The sequence below is a fragment of the Paraburkholderia flava genome (assembly GCF_004359985.1).
GTDB lineage: Bacteria > Pseudomonadota > Gammaproteobacteria > Burkholderiales > Burkholderiaceae > Paraburkholderia > Paraburkholderia flava.
Window position 1 is genome coordinate 562,835 of sequence record NZ_SMRO01000001.1, and the last position, 24,591, is coordinate 587,425.

13 protein-coding genes are annotated in these 24,591 nt (G+C 65.2%); 6 read left to right on the forward strand and 7 right to left on the reverse strand.

Translation table 11 applies throughout. The annotated features are described in order from the left end of the window. Positions 1 to 198 precede the first annotated feature (198 nt). From sctQ to E1748_RS02520, 5 genes are all read left to right on the forward strand, one after another. Positions 199 to 1,422, forward strand: coding sequence for a type III secretion system cytoplasmic ring protein SctQ (gene sctQ / locus E1748_RS02500; RefSeq protein WP_133647201.1), 1,224 nt, complete (start codon positions 199 to 201; stop codon positions 1,420 to 1,422). Continuing rightward, entirely contained in the window at positions 1,415 to 2,083 is a 669-nt protein-coding gene (gene sctR / locus E1748_RS02505; RefSeq protein WP_133645568.1) for a type III secretion system export apparatus subunit SctR, read from the forward strand. The genes sctQ and sctR overlap by 8 nt, the downstream gene beginning before the upstream one ends. A gap of 8 nt (positions 2,084 to 2,091) precedes the next feature. Next, a complete protein-coding gene (locus E1748_RS02510; RefSeq protein ID WP_133645569.1) occupies positions 2,092 to 2,946 on the forward strand; it encodes a lytic transglycosylase domain-containing protein in 855 nt (284 codons plus the stop codon). Positions 2,947 to 3,213: 267 nt separating this feature from the next. After that, the gene (locus tag E1748_RS02515; protein ID WP_133645570.1) at positions 3,214 to 16,722 is read left to right on the forward strand and encodes an LWXIA domain-containing protein; all 13,509 of its coding nucleotides are present in this window, start codon (positions 3,214 to 3,216) and stop codon (positions 16,720 to 16,722) included. 184 nt (positions 16,723 to 16,906) lie between these two features. Beyond that, complete coding sequence (locus tag E1748_RS02520) at positions 16,907 to 17,485, forward strand: hypothetical protein (RefSeq protein WP_133645571.1); 579 nt, start codon at positions 16,907 to 16,909, stop codon at positions 17,483 to 17,485. A 66-nt stretch (positions 17,486 to 17,551) separates the two neighbouring features. On the opposite strand, the gene E1748_RS02525 is transcribed toward E1748_RS02520, so the two are convergent. Further along, on the reverse strand, positions 17,552 to 17,995 hold the full coding sequence (locus E1748_RS02525) for a hypothetical protein (RefSeq protein ID WP_133645572.1): 444 nt from the start codon (positions 17,993 to 17,995) through the stop codon (positions 17,552 to 17,554). A 228-nt stretch (positions 17,996 to 18,223) separates the two neighbouring features. On the opposite strand from E1748_RS02525, the gene E1748_RS02530 reads away from it, so the two are divergent. Beyond that, positions 18,224 to 19,450: an alpha/beta hydrolase family protein gene (locus E1748_RS02530; protein ID WP_240766263.1), complete on the forward strand. Its 1,227-nt coding sequence runs from the start codon at positions 18,224 to 18,226 to the stop codon at positions 19,448 to 19,450. A gap of 16 nt (positions 19,451 to 19,466) precedes the next feature. Here the strand turns inward: E1748_RS02530 and E1748_RS02535 are convergent, their stop codons facing one another. Genes E1748_RS02535 through E1748_RS02560 form a run of 6 tightly spaced genes read right to left on the reverse strand, consistent with a single transcriptional unit; the run spans position 19,467 to position 24,588 of the window. Beyond that, positions 19,467 to 20,498 (reverse strand): EscU/YscU/HrcU family type III secretion system export apparatus switch protein, encoded by a 1,032-nt coding sequence (locus E1748_RS02535; protein ID WP_133645573.1) that lies wholly within the window; start codon positions 20,496 to 20,498, stop codon positions 19,467 to 19,469. Positions 20,499 to 20,510: 12 nt separating this feature from the next. After that, positions 20,511 to 21,314, reverse strand: coding sequence for a type III secretion system export apparatus subunit SctT (gene sctT, locus E1748_RS02540; RefSeq protein ID WP_133645574.1), 804 nt, complete (start codon positions 21,312 to 21,314; stop codon positions 20,511 to 20,513). Further along, entirely contained in the window at positions 21,308 to 21,874 is a 567-nt protein-coding gene (locus tag E1748_RS02545) for a hypothetical protein (RefSeq protein WP_133645575.1), read from the reverse strand. Before E1748_RS02545 ends, sctT begins: the two co-directional genes overlap by 7 nt. Then, entirely contained in the window at positions 21,867 to 23,237 is a 1,371-nt protein-coding gene (locus E1748_RS02550; RefSeq protein WP_133645576.1) for a FliI/YscN family ATPase, read from the reverse strand. Before E1748_RS02550 ends, E1748_RS02545 begins: the two co-directional genes overlap by 8 nt. Further along, complete coding sequence (gene sctL, locus E1748_RS02555; protein WP_133645577.1) at positions 23,234 to 23,872, reverse strand: type III secretion system stator protein SctL; 639 nt, start codon at positions 23,870 to 23,872, stop codon at positions 23,234 to 23,236. The genes E1748_RS02550 and sctL overlap by 4 nt, the downstream gene beginning before the upstream one ends. Continuing rightward, positions 23,854 to 24,588: a SctK family type III secretion system sorting platform protein gene (locus E1748_RS02560; protein WP_133645578.1), complete on the reverse strand. Its 735-nt coding sequence runs from the start codon at positions 24,586 to 24,588 to the stop codon at positions 23,854 to 23,856. The genes sctL and E1748_RS02560 overlap by 19 nt, the downstream gene beginning before the upstream one ends. Positions 24,589 to 24,591: the final 3 nt, after the last annotated feature.

Sequence of the window (24,591 nt, forward strand, 5' to 3'; positions counted from 1 at the left end):
CCGCTCCCCGCACTTCGTAGCCTCACCCCCACCACCCCCGCCCATCCACCCGCCGACTACGATTCCCCACCCCGCGCTCCCCAGCACGCGTCAATACAATCGTCGGATCGGGTCACCGCCGCCGTCCTTGCCGGGCGGCCCTCCAGCGTTCCAGACAAGCGAAATCGCGAACCCAAACTTGATCCCGCCGTGCATGCGCTGCCTCTGTCTTTTATGCAAGCCGACGTCGACGACGCGATGGATCAGGTGAAGCACGACGAAACCTCGACCGCCGCGCCGACTGTCGCCGTCGCACATGTTGCGGTAGGTCCCGAGGCGACCGCGCTCGACACCTCTCCATACCTGCCGCGACTGTCCGCCGCCGCCGCGCGCGGACTCACGCATGCGTATGCGGCACGCGAGCCGCTGTCGTTCGCACTAGGCAACGCCACGTATCACGTGACGTGGCGCATCGATGCCGAGCCCGTCGCCGACGCGAACGCGTACCGCTTCGTGATCGGCCCCGCGCACGGCACGCTGTGGATCGATCCGTCGGCGGAAGCGGAATGGCTCGGCGATGCAGCGGACCCTGCAGTGCCGCCGGTGCTGCGTGCGGCTTTGCTCGCCGATCTGTGCACACCGCTCACGACAACGCTGCAAACGCTGACGCGACAACGCGTCGAGTTGCTGCCGCCGTCCACAGCGAACGTCGACACGAGCAGCACGTGGCGTCATGCGCCCGCTGTGCTGTATTTCGAACTGCACCGCGCGGACACTCCGTGGCGCTGTCACGGCGCATTGCAGTTCGATGCACCCGACGCGCTGGGCGTGTTCTTCGCTGCGCCACCGACAGCAACGGCACAGCAGAACACCGCAGCCTTCGCCACGCTACCCGTACCACTCGTATTCGAACTCGGCCGCACCAGCCTCACCGCGCACGAAGTAGCCGACGTCGCCGCAGGCGACATCATCGCGATCGAATTCTGGCGCGCGCAGGGGCCGAACCTGCTATGCGCCGCAAAGATACCGGCGGCGCCCGCATGGGAGATCGTCGCCCGCCCGTCGGGCAACCGGCTTGTCGTCGAACGAATCAGGGAGATGCCGTTGGAATCCATCCAATCGCCGGACGCGCCGCGCGCGCAGTCCACCGACGCGGACGCCGCATCGTCTGCCACTGCATTGCGCCAGTTCGACGGGCTCGCGGTCGATCTCACGTTCCAGTTACCGTCGTGCTCGATGTCGCTCGGCGAGCTCGGCACGTTGCAGCCCGGCGGCGTGATCGAACTGCAACAGGGCATCAACCAGAGCGTGATCAACATCGTCGCGAACGGGATGCTGATCGGCACCGGACATCTGATCGCCGTCGGACAGAAGCTGGGCGTACGCGTGACGACGCTCACGCCGCCCGCCCCACACGCGTCACGCGAGCGTCAGGATGGGTAATCTACCGAATCCGGTCTCGCTGATTGCAGTCATCGTCGCGCTCGGCATTGCGCCGTTCGCGGCGCTGATGGTGACCAGCTACACCAAGCTCGTCGTCGTGCTCGGCCTGCTGCGCTCCGCACTCGGCATCCAGCAGGTGCCGCCGAACATGGTGCTCAACGGCATCGCGCTGATTCTGTCGCTGTTCATCATGGCGCCGGTCGGCATGAACATCCGCGACGCGCTGCAGGAACACAACTTCAATCCGTCGAGCCAGCTGTCGACCGCCGACATCGGCGCGCTCGCCGACGCCACATTACCGCCGATCAAGGACTTCCTGATTGCACACACGCGGCTGCGCGACCGCGAATTCTTCGTGAAGACCGCGACGAGCGTGTGGCCGAAAAACCGCGCCGATGGCCTGAAAGACGACGACCTGCTGGTGCTCGTACCGAGCTTCACGCTCGCCGAACTGACGAAGGCCTTCCAGATCGGCTTCGTGATCTACATCGTGTTCATCGTCGTCGATCTGCTGGTCGCGAACGTGCTGCTCGCGCTCGGCATGCAGATGATCTCGCCGACGACTATTTCCGTGCCGTTCAAGCTGCTGCTGTTCGTCGCACTCGACGGATGGTCGCTGCTCGTGCATGGGTTGGTGTTGTCGTATCGGGTGACAGGATGAAACGCGCGATGCGGTGCTTACGCGATGCCTTGTGCGTGCTGCTCGCCGCACTGGCACTCGCGGGCGCCGGCATCGCGCCTGCGCATGCCTGGCCGCAGGCAGCCGCATTTGACGGCCTCGCACGCACCTGCGCCCCCAACGTCGATCCGTCGACGCTCGCGGCGCTCGTGCGCACCGAGTCGGGCTTCAATCCGTTTGCGATCGGCGTGGTCGGCGGGCGTCTGGAACGGCAGCCAGTGTCGCTCGCGGAAGCGCTCGCGACCGTGCGTGAACTCGAAGCGCGCGGGTTCAGCTACAGCGTCGGGCTCACGCAGGTGAACAACCGGAATTTCGCGAAGTATGGCGAGACTGCGGCGACGCTGTTCGAACCGTGCCGCAACCTGCATGCGGGCGGCGCGATTCTCACTGAGTGCTTCGCGCGTTCGAGCGCCGCACCCATCGATCGGCAGATCGCGTTGCGTGCTGCGTTGTCGTGCTATTACAGCGGCAATTTCACGACCGGGTTTCGGGCGGGTTATGTCGGCAAGGTCGTGACGAATGCGCGGATCGATGCGCTGCGGGGCGGTGCGCGATCGATTCCGGTTGTGGTGGAGGGAGCGACGGCGATGCATGAACGTTCGAATACGGCCACCGCTGTAGCGAATGTGCGGAACGTGAGCGCCCCTACTACACCGACCACACCGCCGCCAACCGGCGCGCCTACGCAAACCACCTCAACGCATCCACGTCCACTGCTCCGCCCGGTTCGCGCAACCGTAAGCGCAGCGCCATCGTGTCACGCGGCACCGATCATTACTGTATGCCACGGCCTGACTGCTGCGCAGATCAAGGCGCTGTGCGTGCGGTGTTTGCCGGCGCCCTAATACGACCGCGGCTGGCGACACACTGCTGTCAAACGGAACTGTACTGATTTATCGGCTCCTGTCCACGTCAGAGAGCCTGCCCATCGGTTCGTCTCTTACAAATCTCTTCGGTGTGTGAAAGAACCCGCACCGCGAGCGTCCAGATCGTAGAACCCCCACACGAACCGCTGCGCATCCGCGCAATCACTACGAGATGCGGGCCCGACACAGCCAGTCCCCGGCGGCAGAATTTTCAATTGCACAGTGCAGACTGGTTGCGCTGTTGCCATGCAGCGCAAGCTCGTGGAGAGGACGACGATGACATTGATGGCGATTGGCGGTGGGGGCGGTCCGGTTTACGTTCCCCCACCCAAGACTGACACCAAGCCGACCTCTACGGCCCCCACTCCGACCGCTGCCCAGATCGCGCAGCAGAAGGCGCTCGCCGCGGCGCAGGCCGAGACCGCTGCGCTGCTGAAGCAGGCGCAGCAGGAAATGAAGACGCTACAGCAGATGTACGACCGGGGTGCGCGTCAGTCCGACATCGACGCTCAGCTCGACAAGGCGAACTCAGCCTGGGGCGCGGTGCAGGCGTCCGTCGAGAACCAGATGCGCGTGAGCATCGACGGCGGGGGCGACGTGAAGCAGGCGGTATCGGCGGCGAGCGCGGATATACGCGCGCTCGCACCGAAAGATCCGGTCCTGAGCGACGTCATCAACAGTGCGCAGACGGTTGTCTCGTCCGAGACACCGGCCGCGCGCAGCACAAACGAAAAGGCTTTTCAGTTCGCGCTCGCCGCACAGACCGATCAGACGGCGACGACCACGCTGAATGCGTACAGCGTTCAGGCCGCTACCTTGCGTCTGAACGACGCGAAAGCCGACTACGCCGCATGGCTGAAAGAACCGGGCGGCGTGCGGCGTGCCGATGGAAGCGATATCACGCAGGAACTGTCGCAGGAACTGTCGCAGGCGCAATCGCAATACGACCAGGTGACAGCCGGCAATAACAGCGCACTGACTTACGTCACACCCGCCGAGCAGACGCAGGCGCAGGCGTTCGCCAACACGCAGGAATCCCCTGCCAGTCTCACGCAGGACAAAACCACGGCGGACCAGAACGCCAACGCCGCATATAACAGCCTGACGGGTTCGCTGTTGCACGAATTCAACGTCCAGGCCGCGACTTTGCGCCTGAAGGACGCGAAGGCCGACTACGCCGCGTGGCAGAGCGAACCGGGCGGCCTGAAGCGCGCCGATGAAAACGACATCTCGCAGGAACTGGGACAGGCGCAATCGCAGTACGACCAGGTGATGGCCGGCAACGACAAGGCCCTGACCTACGTGACGCCCGACGAACAGACGCAGGCAGTGGCGGCCCTCAAGACACAGCATCAGGGCGACTGGTTCGCGAGCCCGACTGACGACGGCAACGGCGGTACGCAGCCCAGCGTGATCGACACGGTCGCCGCTCAAAGCCAGTTGCAGCGCGATGTGGCCAACGTCGATCCGAACGATCCGACGCTCACGCCCACGATGAAGAAGCTCGCGCAGACCGATCCGGTCACGTTCGCGCTGCTGCAGGAAACCGGTCAGACGGTCGATCCGAACGCGCCGGGCCTGACACAAGACGAAAAAAGCCTCGCGACGCAGAATCCGCTGGCATACGCGTTCATCAAGCTCACCGGCGTCAACGTCAATCCGGCGCACATGACGCCTGCACAGAAGCAGACGTTCTACGTGACCGACCAGGGCAACCTGTTCCAGTACGCGATGAAGAGCGCCGACCCGAAAAGCGCGGGCGTCGCCCAGTTGAAGATGCTGCAGACCGTGGCGCCGACCGTGCGCCTGCAATACACGCAGGACACGGTCAACGCGTTGATGAAAAACCCCGCGAACGCGAACGCTGCGCTCACGGTGCTGAACACCAACATGAACGCGACGTTTTCGACCAGCGAACGCGAAACGATGTGGAATCAGGCTGGCCTGCCGCACTTCAACGCGCAGTACGTCACGTCGCAGATGAATCAGTTGATGGTCGCACCAGACCGGACCGCAAACGATCCGGACAGCGTGCGCGCCCGCAACGACAGCACGATGAACGCCGACAAGGTCGGCAAATGGATGCAGAGCGTCCTCGCGAATGCGCCGCCCGAGTTCGCAGGTCTGGTGGTCGACGGCGTCAAGAGCAATTTCAGCGACAAGTGGTACCAGTCGAACACCGGCACGCCCGCGCTGCAACGCGGCGTTGAGTTCTACAAGGGCCTCAGCGAAGCCGTGGGACTTGCAGACCAGCAACCGACGCTGAACGGCAGCACAGTGCATCGGGAAGACGACGTCGCTTCGTGGCTGCTCGATCCGAAGAGCAAGGCGCAATCGATGATCTACATCCTGCGCGGCGACAGCACGTCCTACGGGTTCGACAGCATTCGCCAGACAGTCGGCGGCGGTTTCTCCCCGACGCTCTCGCAAACCGTGCTCAACCAGATGCAGGGCAGTTCGCGCTTTCAGGGCAACTTCGCGAACGATTTCCAGATGGCGTTCTCGCAAGGCTACAGCGGCGTACAGAAGAAGCAGGACAGCGCTTATGCCGATGCGAGCTACAGGCTGTTCCAGTCGAATCCGACACAATCGCTGCAAACGTACTTCGACGGCTTCAAGACCGGCTACACCAACAAGGCGTACACGTTCACCGCGGGCTCGAATCAGCTGAGCAACTTTGTCGGCGCGGGGATCGGCATCCAGCCGGACAATCCGAAGGCCGTGCCGCTCGATGCGAACTACAACCCGTCGATGGCGATGCTCGAAGAGCAGATTGTCTCGAACGGGTCGCAGATCAACGCCAGCTCGCTGTATCAGCAGAACCAGACAGCCACCTCGATGATCAACACGGTGACCGATCAGATCCACACGGTCGGCGGCGATCATCCGGTCGTCACGCTGGTGCCGATCTACTACGTGTCGAAGGATTCGGGTGCCAGTCCGGGCGCGCTGTTCAAGGTACAAAACAAGGACGATCCGTCGAAATTCACCTATATCGACGACCGCGGCTGGCAATACAAGGACCTGAGCGATTTTCAGCACAACAACGGTCTGTCCGACGACGGCAAACTGTACGTGCCGACCAATCTGACCATCGATCAGTCGGCCCCCGGGTCGGTGCAATACCAGACGGTGGCCGCGCACATCACGTCCGGCTGGCAGCATGTCGAGAACGTGCTTGAGGACATCACCGGTCCGCTGGCACTGGCCGGCGGTCTGGTGCTGGTCGCGACGGGCATCGGCGCGCCCGAAGGCGCCCTTCTGCTGACCGCGACCGTCGGAGCATGGACCGGAATCGGTGCCGGCATGGCGGTGGGCGCGGTGGCCTCGATCAGCGACCTGTCCAACCTCAGCGATCACGGGCAGTCACTCGGCTTCGGCAATGCGCAGGCGCGCGCCGACTGGGTGAGCCTGATCGGCACTGGCGCGGGCGTGATGGGTGGCGGAATCGGCATGGTCAGCAAGACGCTGGCCGACGGTGCGTCGCTGTTCAACACAGTGAACGACGTATCGGCGTCGCTCGGCAACGGCGCGCGGTTCGCGGACGAAGCGAGCGCGTTCGACGGCGCGGCGAACATGACCGGCAAGGTCGCGCATGCGTTCAATCTGATCGGCGCTGCATCGGGTGTCGATCTCAGTACCGAGCAGGGAGTGTCGCTGCTGAAGAACTGGGATTCGATGTCGGATTCGGATCGCGCTCACCAGCTGTTCAATTTCGGCCTCGGCGTCGCGCAGTTCGGCGCCGGCTCGAAAATGATGGAAAAGCCGATCCGCGCTGCGCTGGGCATACCCGAGCCGCCGCGCGTCGCGCCGTCCTCCGTTCAGCCTGCTGACTCGTCGGATCTCGACATCAACAGGCCAGGCATGCTGACCGTGAACCGCAATGCCGCGATGCTCGGCGACGACCCCGTCACGGTGGACGCCGACGGAACATTGCGCGCGGGTGGCCAGGTGTTGACCTACGACGGCATCCCCGTGCGTGCGCAGCTTCGCGGCACCGACGGCGAGCCGCTCAACGACTCCCTGCCCGAAGGTCCGACGGCGCTGCTCGACAGCGACGGCAAGATCACGCTCGTCGATCCGGCGGTCGACCCGGAGACCGGTCAGCCGTCCGTCACCCGGGTCGGGACCGATGCGCAGATCACCATCGACGAGTCCGGCAACCTCGGGCTGTCGGACAATCTGTCGCTTAGCCATCCTGACGATGTGAAGACGCCCGACCAGATCGCGCAAACCATCTCGCAGCTGGCCGCGACAAACGCGGGTGCGTCGTCGCCGACGTCGCCCTCTTCCGTCGATCCCGCGACCACACAACCGCCCCCCCGTGCCGCGCCCGCCTTCGACGAAACAGTCGATCCGCTGACGCAGCAGGCCGCGCGCAACGCCGCATCGACGCTCTCCGATATCGAAACGAATTCGGTGCGCGCTGCCACCGACCAGCAGCAGAGTACAACCGATGCACGCGTGCGCCGCAGTGAGGTGGACGCGGCGGATCACGACGTCGATCCGTCGGTGCGGACGAACGGCCGCGGCAACGAGCCGAACGCGAATGCGAATGCGCTCGACTCACGCAACGGCGGTGCGGAAACGAACGAGCCGGTCACCTTCCAGCAGCGCGTCGCATGGACCGTGCTCAATGCAACCGAAGCGTTGCCCGAGCACAGCAACCTCGACAGCGAAATCGGGATGCCGGTGGGCAATCCTGCGCTGCGCACGTCGCAGACCATCGAATCGCAGGATATCGACGGCCGCACGCTGTACGTCGTACGCAACAACGAAGCGCCGCCGTCCACGCTGCTCGGGCCGGACGGCCAGCCTCTGCCGAAAGAAACGGACGAAGCGATCGCACCTCAGGCGAGCGCTGCGTCGCTGCGTGCGCCGGGTGCACTGTCGCAGCCGATCGTGTTCGTCGAGGGCAGCCCTGAAGCGGGTATCGCAGCGGAGCTGGCGAACGCGTTGGGCACGCCGGTGTTCGTCGCGGCACGCGACGCGCTGGCGGCGGACGGCACGTCGCGCAGCAGCTTCGTGCGCTTCGATCCTGCGCCCGTCACGGCGAGCTCGCGGAATGCGTTCGTGCTGTCGCGCAGCGGCCTGCTGGTACCGGATGACGGCACGCCTCTGCCGGCCGGCGAACGGCCGCTCGCATCGAGCGAACCAGGCGCCTACACCAACGGCCTTTACGTGCCGAAGGACGCAAATCGCACGAACGACGATGACCCGACCCAGATCGCATTCAAGCCACGCGAAACGGGCGAAACAGATGCCACGCCGACTGGGCAGAAGGCGACCCCGCGCGCAGGCGTCGACGACGACGGCGCGACGTTCCCGCATCCGCAGATGGACGAAGCGCCCGCGCGAAACCCCGGCACGCCGGGCCTGCTCACCCAGTTGCAGATGCGCTTCGGCGGCGCGCCGTTGCCCAGCGAAGTCAGCGCGCTCGCCGAGCAGTCGGGCACGCTGTCGCAACAGCTGCGCATGCTCAACGACAAGGGCTGGCGCGTGAAGGTCGGCCGCGAAGGCGGCGGCAGCCGCATCGACACCAAGCGCAGACGCGTGACCATCGACGGCGCCCTGCGCAAACCGGGCTCCATGACCTATGCACTCGCGCACGAAGCGCAGCATGCGGTCGAAGTCGTTCAGGGTTTGCGCGGCTTCGATTACAGCGAGGGACAGGGCCGTTTCACACGCAAAGGGCTCGAGGCGGAAGCGCGTGCGCAGATCAACGCGTTCGAGGCGCGCTACGAGATCGACATGGCAGGCGGCGGCGACATCGCCAGGCACGTGTCGCTGCCGAGGCAGATCCAGCGTATCGCCGACCAGTGGACGCCGGAGAGCGACTACTACGAAACCGTCGGCCGGCTGATGGACGCTTTCGCGGACGCGCCGGTATCGGGTGCCGTCAAACAGACCTACACGGAGTTCTACAACGACGCGTATGCGCGCCACGCCGTGGACGGCAACGCTGCGGCGAAAGCGACGGGGAAAGGCGCGGGCCGGATGATGCCGGCACCCGAAACGGAAGGCACCGGCAATACGGGCGACACCGGCGACAGCGTGCGCCCTGTGGAACCTGCCGGGGAAGTCGTGCCGCCGACGCAGACTTCGGCTGAGCATCTGCCCGTCGATCCAGACGCGACGGAGCCCGGTCTCGACACCCCGCCCGCCCAACCGAAGCCGGTCGCGTGGACGGTGCCTCCGGAAGTCCGCGCGAATCCGAATCTGTCGCAACAGGTGATCGGAGCGGCGCTCGCAAGCGGTAGCTGGTTTGAGGGTGTCGAGTATTACATCTATGCGCTGCACGACGATGCGCTCGGCGGCACGCGCGAACCACAAAAACAGGGTCTGCCGGCGACCGGGCCAGGCGATCTCCTCGAAGATATCAAGGCGGCCGAACACGACGACGCGCTCGCCGCGAAGAAAAACGCAGGCGACGACAAACCCGCGCTGACGGTGACGCGTTATACGAGCGACTTCGACGTCAAGATGATCGGTCTCAAAGGAGCGCTCGAGGGTCGCTACGGCATCGCGCTGGTCGATCCCAATGCGCTGGAACCCGACGGCTCCGTGAGCCCTGGAGCAGTCCTCGGTCATTACGTGCGCAACAGCGACGGATCGGGGCTGGATCTCGTGCTGAACCCGGCGTTCCAGCACGAAGTGCGCATTCGTTACCCGAGCAATTTCGAACCCGGCAAGCCGCTGATCCGCGTGGAAAATGGTCAGCGCATCGACGCGATCAATGCATTGGATGGGCGTGAGGAGACGCAGTGGGCGGCGTATCCACGGCGCCCGGCGGATCTCGCGATCTACTCGGACCATCCGCTTCAGCCGGAGAACCGTTTTGACAACGGCGAGCGGCCTCTGCTGCCCGTGCCGCCAGGCCATTTCGCCGTGTATGCGCACGCGTGGACCGACGCTTTTTCCGATCCCGGCGGTGTGCCGTTCGACGCGACCGAAATGGCAAAACGCATCCGTGCCGCTGGGTGGGACGGCGAATCGCCGGTCATTCTGTATTCGTGCGGTACAGGGATGCGCGCGGCACCGATGGCGCAACAGCTCGCCAGCATTTTGCGCGTCGACGTATACGGCGCGACCGGGTTTGTCGAAATGCGCTCGGCCCGGACGGGGGAAGGCAAGCCCGGAAGCGGCTACCTGACCGGCCTCGTGATCACGCCGGATGCGTACGACACGAACCGCGTACCCGACAGTTCGATCAAGGACAACAAACTGAATGTGATTCGCTTCCAGCCGGGTCTGCCACTCGCGGAAGGCGATCATCCGGTCCACTGGAACAATGTCGTGCCGCCTCCGGCCGATCCGGTCCAGCACGAAGGCGCAGCGCGTGCCCCCGTGCCCCCTCCCGAGCCTGGCCTGAACCGGCTCGCACCTCCCGCATCGGCGGGCGAGCTGCCCGATGCGCAGGGACCCGTCGCGAACCCGTCGGGTGCGCTGGAACCCTTTGTCTTCGAACCCGACGACATCACCACCGCAGACGAACGGGCGCAGCGCGAAGCCGAAAACGAAGGCCCCCGGACGCAGAAGACCTATCGGGACAACAGCAAGGTCTATACGCATCGCGAACTGCTGGGTGACGGCACCGGTATCGTCTCGACACTCGCCAACGGTCGCGGACCGCTCGTGCAACCCGGCTTCGACGACGTGACCGGCCTCAAGGCGAGCGAGTACCCCGACTTCCTGCGGGCCGCCGACACGCTGCTGATGCCGCCCGCCGACGCACTGCATGCGACCGGAAGTCACGGCTTGATGTCGCCGCCGGGTCACCACGTCATCTTCGGTCACGGCATCTCGCCCGATGAAATGCTGGGTCCGGACAATCAGCCGGTCGGCGTCGACGACGTGGCTGCGCAGGTTGCCCCGCTCGTCGCCGACGGCCGCGATGTCACGCTGTACTCGTGCTTCGCGGGCTCGAACCGCAGCGACCCGCTGCGCACGGGCGGCTCGACGCCCGCCGCAGCCGCCGGCGCGGGTTTTGCGCAGGCACTCGCGCAACGTCTCGCAGAAGTGAACGGACGGCGCACCACGGTGTGGGCGCCGCCCGACATCCTGATGGTGTCGCCGGACGGCACGGCGGTCGTCCGGCATACGAAGCTGGCTACCGGCGAAATCACCGGCGACAATCTGCCGATGCGCGCTTTTTACGGCGACCCGGCATGGGCGAGCGGCACCACCGATCCACGCTCGACCTACCGCGCGCGCACCGACACCTCGGCAGGGCCAGCGCCTCAGCCGCCGCCCACACCGCAGGTGCGCAATCTGCCGCTCAGCGATCCGCATTTCGATTTTTCGCGCATCGCCGACGCAACCTTCGACTCGGTTTCGCTCGAACCGGGTTTCGCCAGCGCACTCGCCGACCGGCCCGGCGTGCTCGGCGATGTCGCTCGCGTCACGCGTCCGGGCGGGACCGTGAGTCTCGATCGGCCAAGCGGTTTTCTTGACGAGCCGGATCCGCAGGCATTGATCGACGCAACGCTGCAAGCGTTCGTCGACGGCGGCATGACACAGCCGCGCGCGATGTTCATGACCGGCAAGGACACGGGCATCGATCTCGGCGCCCCCGGTGTCGACATCACGCAGTTCGATCCTGAAGCAGGCTATTTCCGGTTCAGTGCGCAAGCGGGAGACGATGCCGGCGGCGCAAATTCGGCGGGACATCGAAACACGGCCCAGGTCACTGTCACGCAGGAGGAATTGGCGCACGCGATCGCCGACCGGAAGCAGAACGGCCCGCGGCAACGCTACGGGTTCATCGAGGCCGGCGCGTTGCCCGACGAAGCGGCCGTCGTCGCCGCACTGCCGCCCGACGCAACGCCGGTGCAACGCCTCGACGCACGTATTGCGGCCAATCTCGATGCAGTCGCGCGCAGCACGCCAGTCGAGATGCATCGACTGTCCGATCTCGGCCACGACCCGGCAGCGGAACTGCACATCGCCCTGCCCGACGGCAGCGTGTACGTGAAGCCCGCGGGCGTCGACATGTATGTCGCCCAGCTGCACGATCCGGCGACCGGCGAGACGTCGTTGCAATTGATCCATGCAGGCGAACACGGGTTGCCCGAGGGTTATGCGATCGTCCATTCGAACGGTCTTCGTGCCATCGGCATGTTCAAACGCGGGCCGCTGTGGCCGCAGTACGGCGCGGCGCCCGATCCCGCGTCTGTCGTCCCGGCACCCGACCAGCAGCACGCGGCCGAATGGCTCGACGGGCGCAACCTGCGCACGCTGCGCCGGATCGACGGCGCACACCTGCCCGACCAGGCCTCGCTCGCGCGGGCGCTGGGCCGCGGCGCGCAAGTCCTCGTCACGCTGCACGTCGATCGTCCGGTCACGAATGCCGAACATTCGCAACCCGCCTTCGTCGCGGAACTGCAAACCGACGAGCACGGCAAGCTGGGGACGCCGGGTCTGCTGCCGGGTCATAACCTGACACGCAAGGAGACCCAGACGTTGAGCAGCGCACTGAGCGCAGCCGGCCCGATCGGACTCCGTGCGCGCGCGCAGTTCGACTTCTACCTGTCGCCGGTGTCTGCCGACGACCTCGCGAAGTTCGGCGGCGCATCGAAGATCGAGACCGCGAACAAGGATCAGTCATGGTCCGCGACACCGTCCGGCCACGCGATCGACCCGACGGTCACGTCGGACATTCAGGCACTCACCGACGCGCCACGCTTCAAGCGGCCCAAGCTCGCGGCACAAGCTGTGACGCAGACAGGTCAGCGCATCTTCGTCAGCGAGATAAAAAGCGGCAAGGTATTCGGTCACGGAGAACGCGACTCCGCGTACGACTGGACTTACTACGAGAAGACCAGCGTCGGTGGCGCGGAAATCGCCCCGCAAGATCTGGTGGCGGCGTTCCGGCGCCATATCGTTGGTCTGACGGTCGGCCGCGCGGGACGGCGCGGCTTTACCTTCATCGTCAGCGACCTCGATCCCGCGACGGTATCGCGCCTCGGCGGCTTTACGCCGGCCGAAGTGCCCGACCCGACGGCACCGGAACGGAAACCGCGCCGCAACGCAGGCGATATCGGACAGTCTGCGCTCGCCACCTTGAGCCGCGGCACACGTCTCGTCACGGCACGGATGCACGGCCAGCAGGCGTTCGAAAATGCAAAGGCGGCGAACGACACGCCAATAGTCGAGCCGAATCTGTTGCCGTCGGCAGCGTCCCCCTTGAGCGTGGTCGACTTCAGCGGCTCGAATGCGCTGCATCTGCTGCGCGCGATCGATCAGAAGGCCGTCGACAGCACCTTCACGATCGTCGTGTACGACGTCGAAGGCCCGCTCGCCGAATCGATGCTGACGCCGCGCGGCGTCATCGCGGCGCGCGACGACGCGCTACGCTGGTTCGACGACCTGAGCCAGGCAGGCAACCTCAGCGAGACCGGTATCAGCCTCGACGAGATGCCGGTGGGACAGGGCCCGTACGGTGCGAATCTGCACTTCCTGCTGACGCGCCTCGACCCCGCCGAGTTTTCCCGGCACACAAAGGCGACCCGGTTCACGGCCCTCGAAGCACGCGCGGATGCACTGCGCGTACAGCGCGACGCGCTTGCCGCAAGCGGCAAGAAATCGACACCCTATCGCAGGTTGTCCGATTTCGTTCAGCGCAAGTACAGCCAGGTCACGTCGGAAGCCCACACGCTCGCCCATGAGCTACAGATCAACGGAAAAAACAATACCGTCGCACGCGAACCGCTGCAGATCGAGCCGTATCAACCTGGGCTGTCGACGGGCACGGTCGTCGAATCGAATCTGCGCTACGGCAGCGCCGACCTCGACCTGTGGTTCCCCGAGATGCGCCGCGTCCAGGCATTCAACGAACGCCGCACCGCACCGCCGGAACAGCAGTTGAAACTGACCGGCGAAGCCCAGGTCATGATGGCCGACACGTCGATGTGGAAGACGCTCGGCAACCGGCTTTTCTTCGCGCGCAAGGATTCGACGCTGCCGTCACGCAACGCACCGATTCCGTTCAAGTCGCTCGCGCGCCGTTTCAGCGGTGCGACCGTCGCGCAACTGAGGATGATCCAGCTGTACGTGCGTTCCGATCCGGCCGTACAGGATCGCGTCGCACCCATGTCGCGCGAGTTCTCGCTGCGTGACGACCCTGCGCTCGCAATCGGGCAGGTCAAGCGCTACGGTGGTGCGGCGCCGATCTTCACGCTCGTCGTCGACCCGTATTCGCTCTCGGCCGGGCTTGGCGAGGCGCATAGCCGCGAGTTCCTGCGCGATGCCCGGGCGCTCGGCGATCCGTCGGGCGCTATCTTCGACGGCGAACACGGCGTGATCCGGCCAGCACCCGGTTCCGACGGCAAGGAACTGGCGCTCGACGATCTGCAGCACCTGTACGGCTGGCTCGATGCATCCGCGAAGGCAGGCTTCGCGATCCGGCTGGAAACCGCGCCGTCGCGCGCGCTCGTGTCGGCCACCGACCATCGCTTCGTGGCAGGCACGAACGACGCCTACGACGACTTCGTACGCACTTACAGCGTGCTGGAGCAGTGGGCGCTCGATCATCCGCACCAATCCGCACCCACCGTGATGGTTTCGTTCCACGGCTGGGACTCGATGCTCGAATCGGTGCCGGGCTACGGCCACGTGGAACTGATCAAGGCGGTGCTGGAACGCGCGTCGCTGGAATGGGTGCACATGGGCCTGTCGTACGGCACGCACGGTGCCGACTTCATCGCGAACCAGGACCTCACGACCGCGCTCTCAAAGCTGATCGTCGACTACGCGCACACGTCACCCGACCGGCTCGCGCGACTGCACGGCGCCGACGCATTGACCCGCGTGCTCCTGCGGCCCGATGCGCAGACGTTTGCCGACCAGCACCAGTTGCTGTTCGCCGAGGTGGAGCGGATCGGTCGCCTGCACAGTATGACGCCGGAAGAAATCGATGCACTGCGGGGCCAGCTCTACGAGGGCAACACGACGCAATTCCTGAACCGCGCACGCACGCAGACCATCGCGTATGCAAAGAATTTCTGGGACCTGCCGGACAACGGGCCGCGCGGCCAGACCGAAAAACTCGCGCGCAGGTATTCGCTGCGCTGGATGACCGAGACAGGCGACTCGCTGAATCTGCCGGTCGTAAAAACGAAGCAGACGCCGCGGACCACCGGCAGCGGATCGAACAAGACGGCATCCCCCACCACGCCGGCCGACTACTGGCGCTCCGTGGCGGACCACCCGGCGCTGCAGAACGATGGCACCAAGCCGATCAGCGCGAGCCGCAAAACCGCCGCGCAACTCGGTGGCGGCGAGATTGCAGAGGGCAGTCGTGCGCAGGCCGAACTGCATGCGCTGCGGGTGCACCGTCCCGTCCGCCTCATAGGCAAGAAACGGATCGCGGCCGCTGCGGTCGCGACGGGCGCGCCGCTGACGGGCGTGGGCATCGGCGTCGCGGTGAAATTGCTGAATACGGTCGGCAACGAGACGCTGCAACACGCGACGACGTCGATGTTCGTCGGCACCCGCGCGGCCCGCATGCTCCAGGCTATCCACGAGGGCGCAGTGAGGAGCCTGCGAAACGGCGATCCGCGCGTGTTCAACGACGCGGTCGACCGGCTCGAACGCCACCTGCGCGCGCAGCTGGGACCGCTCGGCTTCGACGAGGCACGCGACAAACAGCTCGCGTTGTTCGCGCAGGAAGGCAAGGTGAAGGCGAAACACCTGAGCGACATGAACAAGGCCGGCATGATCACGTTCGATTACGCCAAAAAGCAAACCAGGGAAATCGCCGCCGACACGCTCGAGCAAATGCTCAGTGCGATGGGCGGCACGTCGCTAGGACGCCTGCATCTCGGCAATCCGCGTCACATGGTCGGGATGCTCGGGCGCGGCGCGGCGATCGTCGGTTACACGACGACCGCGACGACGAACCTGCTGACCTTCATCGATCACCCCGGACTTTCGCCTGCGCTGACCACGCTCGGTGCCACGCTCGGCTTCACCTACACGAACATCGTCTTCTTCAGCAGCCTGCGCGAGGTGAATGCGGACAAACGCAGCAGCGTTGCGCGCTTCGTCAATTCGTTCGGCGACATGACAACCTCTGCGGCGGGCTTCGCGAGTGGCCTGACACAGATCGGCGAAGGCCACCCGGTGCTCGGCACGCTTGCGATCGCCTCCGGAGCGATCCTCGGTGCTGGCCGCATCAGCAAGCACTTCCCGAATGTGACGCGACCGCTCGAACGCCTGCCGACCGCGCTGGCGCTAGCGCCGGTCGTCATTTACAGCGGGACGTTGCTCCAGGGCCTGATATGGGGAAGCAGCAACGCGTCCCCGGGCTCGCCGCCTGGCGGGCAGATACCTGGACAACCTGGATCGTCGAGTCCGACGAACCATCTCGCCCCGGGACAACTACCCGGTTCATCCGGTCTGCCCACTCCGACTCCCGGCGTGTCGTCGACCACCGGTGCGAACGGCACCCCGGCGCCGTCCACGACGCACACACCGGCGCCAGGTTCGACGCCGTCGTCGGGGACGCAGCCGTCTACACCGTCGACGCCCGCCAAGCCTGCGCCGTACCTCGTCGTCGAAGGCGATTCGCTGTGGGTGATCGCGACGAGTCATCGTCAGTCGTTGCTCGACGCGGCGCACATTCCGGCCGCGCAGCAGCAGACGATGTCGAGCAGCAAACAGGATACGCAGGCGTTCGACGAGATCCTGCAGCTCAATCCGCAGATCGCCAATCCTGCGCAGATCAATCCGGGGCAGCAGATCGTCGTCGGTTGAGCGTCAAACAAACGGGAGCCTGCTCCGCGCGTTGAAATACGCGGGGGCTGGCTTCAGCCGATCGATTACTCCGGTGCGATCGCGCATCCTGTACTGTCGTCCGCCCTGCCATCAGGCGCATACTCCGCGAAGCTGCCGACGCACCATCTCGCCGCAACGACGGAACATGCAAACAAAAACCCCCATGAGGCGCCCTTCAAAGCTGGTTATCCTGCTGTTCATCGTCGTCTTCGGATACCTGAACCGGGACTTCGTCGAAGGCTGGTTTTCGCACGTGCTGCCCGCTCCCGCCGGATCGATTCGCGGCGAGTGGGTCGGGAAGATGCAGATCTCCGGTATCTATGTCCCCAACCCGAATCCCGACGTGTTCGTGCAGAATCCGCAACCCGTTCACAAGGACGCGGTCATCCGCTTCAAGCTGTCGATTACGGATTCGTTCCTGAAGAAGTACGGCGGCCGCGGAGAACTGACGATCGCCGGCGAGAAACCGCAGGCCATCGAGGTGAAAGACCTGTGGCCCGAAAACACGCCCGGCGACGACACGTTGCGAACCGGCATCTGGGTCCTCGGGCCTGCCGATGGAAACGATCCGGTGTCGGGCGGCTTCGACGGTACGTTCAAACCCGGCACGCTCACGCTCAAACGAACGATCACGGTGTCGTTGGGGTACGTGATGGACGGCGTGCTGCACAAAGGCAGCGACGCCGATTACCAGGCGCTGGTCGGCCAGCTGGCGCAACACATCGACACCAGCAAACAATGACTTCCGCTGTCGTCCCCGGCGTGGGTATACGTCTGTCGAGCACCGTCGTGCCCACGCCGCCCGCGCCTAGACAATCGCAACCTGCTGAGGATCCTCAGCGGCATATTTGATTTTTACCTTGTCGCCAACCCGCGGCACCGCAATGCGCGAGACCATCGTCTGGATGTTGACGTCGTAAGGCTCGCCGTTCGCCGGTGTGACCGTCATCTGGATCACGACGACGGGACTCTCGTTGACCGTGGCCCCGGTGTCCTGCACGGAATGGATATCGGCGGTGCCGTCCAGTCCGGTCTGGAGCAGTTTCAGACGTGCCTGCTGTGTTGCCAGCGCATTCTGTCCCATGTCCATCACACCGTTCATCCTGTCGACAAAACCTTTACCCATAAAAGTTTTTGTCATGAGACCGGTTAATCCGGAGTTCAAGGTTTTCTTGTGATCCTCCATCGCGCCGACGGGGTCGGTTTCCGCTTTCTTTATTGCGTCCTGGATTTTCTTGCCGATGCCAAACATGTCGTGCTCCTCTTCCAGTCATTCTCGATAGGGTGTGGGTGCCGACCGTATTGCGGCTTCGTCGAAAGAATGCCGGTCGGTGGATTCGCATTATCGGCAGATAATGTGAAAACTGATTCTATACGCCGGAAATTACCCCTGCGAAAGCTACTTTAGAGCGGACATCGGCATAGGGCATTACGCCGGTACTTAAATCCGCCACACTACTCCCCCTTAATTCCACGTAAAGTGCCGTTTCAGGCGATCGATCGTTTATTCGTTCTTGTAGATGCACGGCGGCTGGGGCACGCCGGCAATCCGGCGCCTGAAAACGTGATGCAAGGTGATCTGTACGAGGACACCGATGCCGCGATCCGATTAGATAACCCTTATCAACCCGTCGCCATAACCACGCGTTACACACAAAAACTGAAAGGAGCATGTGCCATGTTTCACCCACACATCCGCTTCAAGGCCATCCGTCGCAGTCTTTTTCCGAGTCTTTTCCCGCTGGCTCTCGGTCTATGCGCCACGCTTGCCCACGCAGCCGGCTTCGATCTGATCCAGGTTCCCGCCAGCAAGGACGGCCCAGCGTTATACGGCGGCGTGTGGACCCCCTGCAAAGCGCCCTCCGAGAAAATCGCACTCGGCCAGACGGTCATCGACGGGACCCACGACTGCCCGCTCGCCGGCACGGACCTGCCGCTGATCGTCATGTCGCACGGCTACGGCGGCTCGTTCCTCAATCAGCACGACACCGCCGAAAAACTCGCGGATGCGGGCTTCGTCGTCGCCGAGGTCAATCACTCGGACGACAACTACCAGATTCGCGGCGGCCCCAACGATTCGATTATCGCGCTCGCCACCCGCCCGATGGACGTCAGCCGGCTGATCGACTACATGCTCGAGAAATGGCCCGCGCACGCGAAGCTCGACGCCGACCGCATCGGTTTCTATGGCTTCTCGCGCGGCGGCTACACGGGCCTGGTCCTCGCCGGTGCCGATCCCGATTTCGAACGGCTCGGACCTCCGCCCGGCTCGCCGTGCGTAGCCGACCCGGAAGGCAAGGCCTGCGCGCTGATCAGACAGCGCTTCAAGCAACTGCTCGCTGCCCCCGTGGTGCACGACGACCGCATCGACGCCGCCGTGATCGCCGACCCGTTCGCGCCGCTCTTCACCGCCGAAGGCTTGAAGGACGTCTCGATCCCGATCCAGCTCTGGTCATCGGAACAGGGCGGCGACGGCGTCGCGCCGGAAGCCGTGGCCGCCATCGCGCACAACCTGCCCGATCCGCCGGACTTCCACAAGGTGCCGAATTCGGTGCACTTCGGGTTTCTGCCGCCGTGCTCGCCGGCCCGGCTCAAAACCGCACCGGAGATCTGCACCGATCCGCCCGGCTTCGACCGCAGCGCGTTTCACGCGGACTTCAACGAGAAGGTGCTGGCGTTTTTCAAGGAACAACTCGACGCGCAGTGACCTCAACACAGCCCGTCTAGCCCGCGCCCTTCGCCCACTTCAACAGCCGCGCCACTTCCTCGAAGTGGCTGCGGCCAATCGTTCCGTTCTCGGGCGTCGCGTCGTATAGGGCTTCGGCGAGGCCGGTGTTTGCAAGCGTCGGCCGCAGCGACGACTGCGCGAGCTTGACGATCCGCTCGGCCGCTTCGCCCTCGCCGCGCGCGAGCACCCACGGCAGCGTGCCGAGTCCGCCGTAGTACAGCGCGACCGCGACGCGCGCCGAATACACGACCGCCGACGCATAGCCGATCCGGTCGTTCAGCGACGCGAGCTGCACTTCGAGCGCGATCTGCCTGCGTCGCGACTGCACGTGCGGATCGCCTTCGCTTTCCTTGTATTCGCGCCGCACTTCCTCGATCGACATCTTCATCTTCTGGCTGAACTCGAAACGCTGATGCACGATATCGATCAACGCCATCACGATGAACACCAGCGCAGCCCAGCCGAACAGCACCATCAGCAGATGCGCGATCAGCGCGAGAATCGACAGCGGCCGCGTGAAGCCCGACTGCACCGCCGGATCGAGCGACGTGTAGATCAGCCAGCCAAGCGTCGCGACGAGCAGCGTCGTCTTCAGTAGCATCTTCCCGAGGTTGACGAGGTTGCGCATCGACCACAGGTTCTTCATCCCTTCGGCGGGATTGATTCGCCCGAGCGACGGCACTAGCCGGCTCCACGCCATCACGCCGCCCACCTGCACGAAGCCCGCGAGCACGCCGACCGCGAGACCGATACCGATGAACGCAAGCGACGGCAGCAGCCACGTGTGCGCGGCCGCATCGACTAGCGTCGCGATCCGTTCGCCCGGGTCCGGCGCGCTGACTGCGTCGAACACGAGCCGGAACAGCGCGTCGATCCGCGCGAACATCTGCGTGATACCGGCTGCAAGCGCGATGCAGATGCCGACAAAAACCGCCGTCGAGATCGTGTCCTGGCTCTTCGGTACGTCGCCTTTCTCGCGCGCGTCGCGCAGGCGTTTCGCGGTGGGCTTCTGACTTTTTTCCGCCATGGTTGGCCCTGCTCAGTGACCGTGCGTCAACAGCGAGCGCAGCAGCGCGATCATTCCGCTGTCGGGACTCAGCAGATCGTGCAGCGACGCGTACACGAGGGGCAGGAACAGCACCATCATCAGCATCGCAAGCGCGCTCTTCACCGGCTGCGAAAACGTGAAGATGTTCAGCTGCGGCACCGCGCGCCCGACGAGCCCGATGCCCGCGTCGACGAGTACTAGCACGATCACGACCGGCGCGGAGATCTTCACCATCCACACGAAGACGGCGTCGGTCTGCCGCAGGATGAAAGTCGCCAGCACGTCGGAGAAATTCGGCATCAGTGAGCCGATCGGCCACCACACATACGACTGCGCGAACACCTGGACGAGCATCTGCAGACCGCCTGCTGTCACGAACAGCACGATCGCGACGAAGTTCAGGAAGCCGGACGTCGGTCCGCCTTCGTGTCCGCCCATCGGATCGAAGAACGACGCGCTGCCGCTGCCAGTCTGGAAGTCGATCAGATAGCCGACGCCCTGGATCGCGAACAGTATCGCGCTCATCGCGCCGGCGAGCAGGATGCCGATCACCGCTTCCTTCGCGGCAAGCAGGCACCAGACGAGAAACGGCAGATCGGCGATCTGCGCGGGATCGATGGCGGGCGCGACGAACGCCGCGATCACGACCGCGAGCCCGTTGCGCACGAGGCCGGTGACAATCTCCTCGTTGAAGATCGGCATGATCAGCATCACCGGCAACAGACGCGGCATCACGTAGAGTAGCGGCTTCGCGCTGGCCGCGATGTCGGAAAAATTCTGCGCCTGATCTAGCATCGGGTGTCTGGGCGGAAGGCGTCGGCGGGGTCTTGATCGTTTTGCACGGGTTCCTGCGTGTTCTGTGCGTCGAGGTCCGGCGGTGTGAAGCGGCGCACCGCGTACGCATCGGAGATTTCTTCGTCCGCGCGTTCGACGCGTGCAGCCAGCGCGCGTTGCGTCCGTTCGCCGACTTTCTCCAGCTTGTCCTCTGCCGCCTTCGCGCGACGCACCGCACGCTGACGCTGGGCAAGTTCCGCTTCGTGGCCGTTGTGGGTCGTGCTCGCGTGCACGATCGAGCGGTTCGCGGTGCCGATCTGCAGATTCATCGTGCGCGTGTCCGCAGCGGCTTCGTGGAGGGCGCGCGCAGAGCGGTGTGCTGTATCGGCGGGTTCGGCGAGGCGCTGCTGGATTGCTACCTTCGCCGCGACCTGACGATCGAGATGCTGACGCGCGTTGTCGAGCGCACGGCGGCTCTCCGCTGCAATGCCCTGCTGACGCGCGGCCGCGACCCGCGCGAGTTGCGAGCGCAGCGCGCGCACGCGGCGCAAGCGGGCGAGCATCTCTTCGATCTCAGACATGATCGTTCGCCAGCCGTGTGAGGCGCGCGAGCGTCGCATCGAACGCGACATTCTCGGTCGCGAGCTGCGTGCAGAATGCGCCGAGCAAATCGCGCGCGCGCAACGCGAGATCGCCGAGCCGGTCGCTGCCTTCGCGATACTCGCCGATCTGCACGAGCAGTTCGATCTCCTGATACTTCGCGAGCAGTTCGCGCAGCCGCGCGGCCGAACGCTGATGCGCGGCATTCGTGACGAGCGGCATCACGCGCGACAGGCTCGCGAGCACGTCGATCGCCGGATAGCGGTTCGCGAGCGCGATCTTGCGCGACAGCACGATGTGGCCGTCGAGAATCGAGCGCACTTCCTCGGCGATCGGATCGGATTCCTCGTCGCCTTCGACGAGCACCGTATACAGCGCAGTGATCGACCCACGTTCGCCCTGCCCCGCGCGTTCGAGCAATCGCGGCAGCACCGCGAACGTCGACGGCGGGAAGCTGCGGCGCGTCGGCGGCTCGCCGCTCGCGAGTCCGACCTCGCGTTGCGCGCGCGCGAAGCGCGTCAGCGAATCGACGAGCAGCAGCACGCGCTTGCCTTCATCGCGGAAGTGTTCGGCAATCGCGGTCGCGACGAGCGCGGACTTCACGCGCTCCATCGCGGGCCGGTCCGACGTCGACACGACGAGGATCGAACGCGCACGAACTTCGGGCGACAGCGAATGTTCGATGAACTCGCGCACTTCGCGGCCGCGTTCGCCGACCAGCGCGATCACGTTCACGTCGGCCTTCGCACCGCGCGCGATCATCCCGAGCAGCGTGCTCTTGCCGACACCCGACGGCGCGAAAATGCCGACGCGCTGTCCTTCGCCCAACGTCATCATCCCGTCGATCACGCGCACGCCGGTCGTGAACGGCGTATCGATCATCTTGCGTGCAAGCGGGTTCGGCGGAGACTGCTGCGTCGAGACCCATGTCGCGCCGCTGACTGGACCGAGCCCGTCGAGCGGTTGACCCAGGCCGTCGAGCACACGCCCGAACAACCCCGCGCCGACCGGAAACACATGCTCGCGGCCGGACGGCACGACCGTCGTTTCCGGAGACAAACCGGCGACGTCGCCGAGCGGCGTCAGCAGCGTGGTCTGCCGCGAGAAGCCGACCACTTCGGCAAGCAGTGTCGGTTGATTCGGCGTGCGCAGTTCGCAGATTTCGCCGAGCCGCGCGCGGATGCCGGTCGCGTTCAGGATCTGTCCGACCGCGTGATTGACGCGCCCCTGCACTGATACCGGCGAAAAGAACGCGAGGCCCGCATCGAGATCGCCGACCAGTCGTCCGCTGTCGACGAGCGGTTCGTCGTCGCTGCCGGCCAGCGTGCCTGCGTAGGTGCTCATCTCGCAGGTCCGCCGGCACCCGTGAACGGCTCGCGACGGATCGCCTGCCGCAACGCATCGATCTGCAGATCGAGACTCGCATCGATACGCCCCGACGGCGTCTCGACCATGCACGCGCGCGCCGCGAGCTGCGCATCCTCGACGACGCGGATTTTCTGCGACCGCACCTGCCCGGCGAACGCGCCCGCGAGCGCATCGTCCATCTCCTCGCGATGCCCTGGCGCCACGTGCACGATCAGAAACGGTTCGTCGCGCACGAGCGGCATGATCCGCGCGAGCGCCGCTTCGTACAACCGCTGCGTGCCCATCTCGCCGACGATCGTACGCACCGCCTTGACGACGATCTCCGCCATCGCGTCCTTCATCGACTCCATCGTCTTCGCCGACGACAACGCCTGGCTGTAGGTCCGCGCCGCGTATTCCTGCTGCGCGCGGCGCAGTCCCTCCTCGTAGCCGGCGGCCTGACGCGCGTCGAATTCGCGCTGCGCGGCCGCGACGATGCGCTCCGCTTCTTCGCGCGCGGTCGCGATCACCGCCGACGCATCGAGCAGCGCCGCGTATTCGCGTTCCTTGAGCACCTTGCGCTCGGACAGCAGCTGCAGGTTGTCGCTCGTGATCAGAAAAGCCAGTCCCATGCCGCAAACCTCTCGGGTATCAGGAACAGAAACAGCAGCTCGCCGAACTGGTCGCGCTGCGCATGATTCAACAGATACGGTGCTTCGTCGTCGATGGCGCGGTTGAATTTCAGGCGCGCGCGACGTTCGACCGACACGCCCGCCGCCGCGACGAAATCCGCGAGCAGACGACCGCCGCGCGCGCGGATCACCGCAGGCAACATCGCGGGATCGTTGCGCCACGGTTCGAGCGTTTCGCCGAGCACGCCGAATTCCGGCGCGCGTTCGAGCGTCAGTTCGAGCGCGTCGGCGCCGAGCTTCGCGGCGACTTCGGTACGCACGCGGCGCACATGCAGTGCGTCGCGCAGCCAGTTACGGTGCAGCAGCAGGCCCGCGAGCGACGCTAGCTGTTCGAGCGCCGCACCCGGCAGTAACGCGAGACGCGCGGACGGCGTCGCGGCATCGAAGTCGGTGAGTTGCGCGACGCCGTGCGCATCGAGCAGATGCCGCGCGATCAATCGACGCCCCGCATCGCCGAAGCGCGACAGCTGACGGTACGCATCGGGCCATGCGGACGGCACGCGCGTCACGTGCAGATAGGTGTCCGGGCGCAGGTTGAACTCGCACACCATCCGGTAGAACGTGATGCGACGGGGGCCAGTCGGCGGCTCGAGCGGCTGCATCCACGGCGCGGGTGGGATCGATAGCGAAGACAGCGAACGGTCTGCGGGCGTCATCGC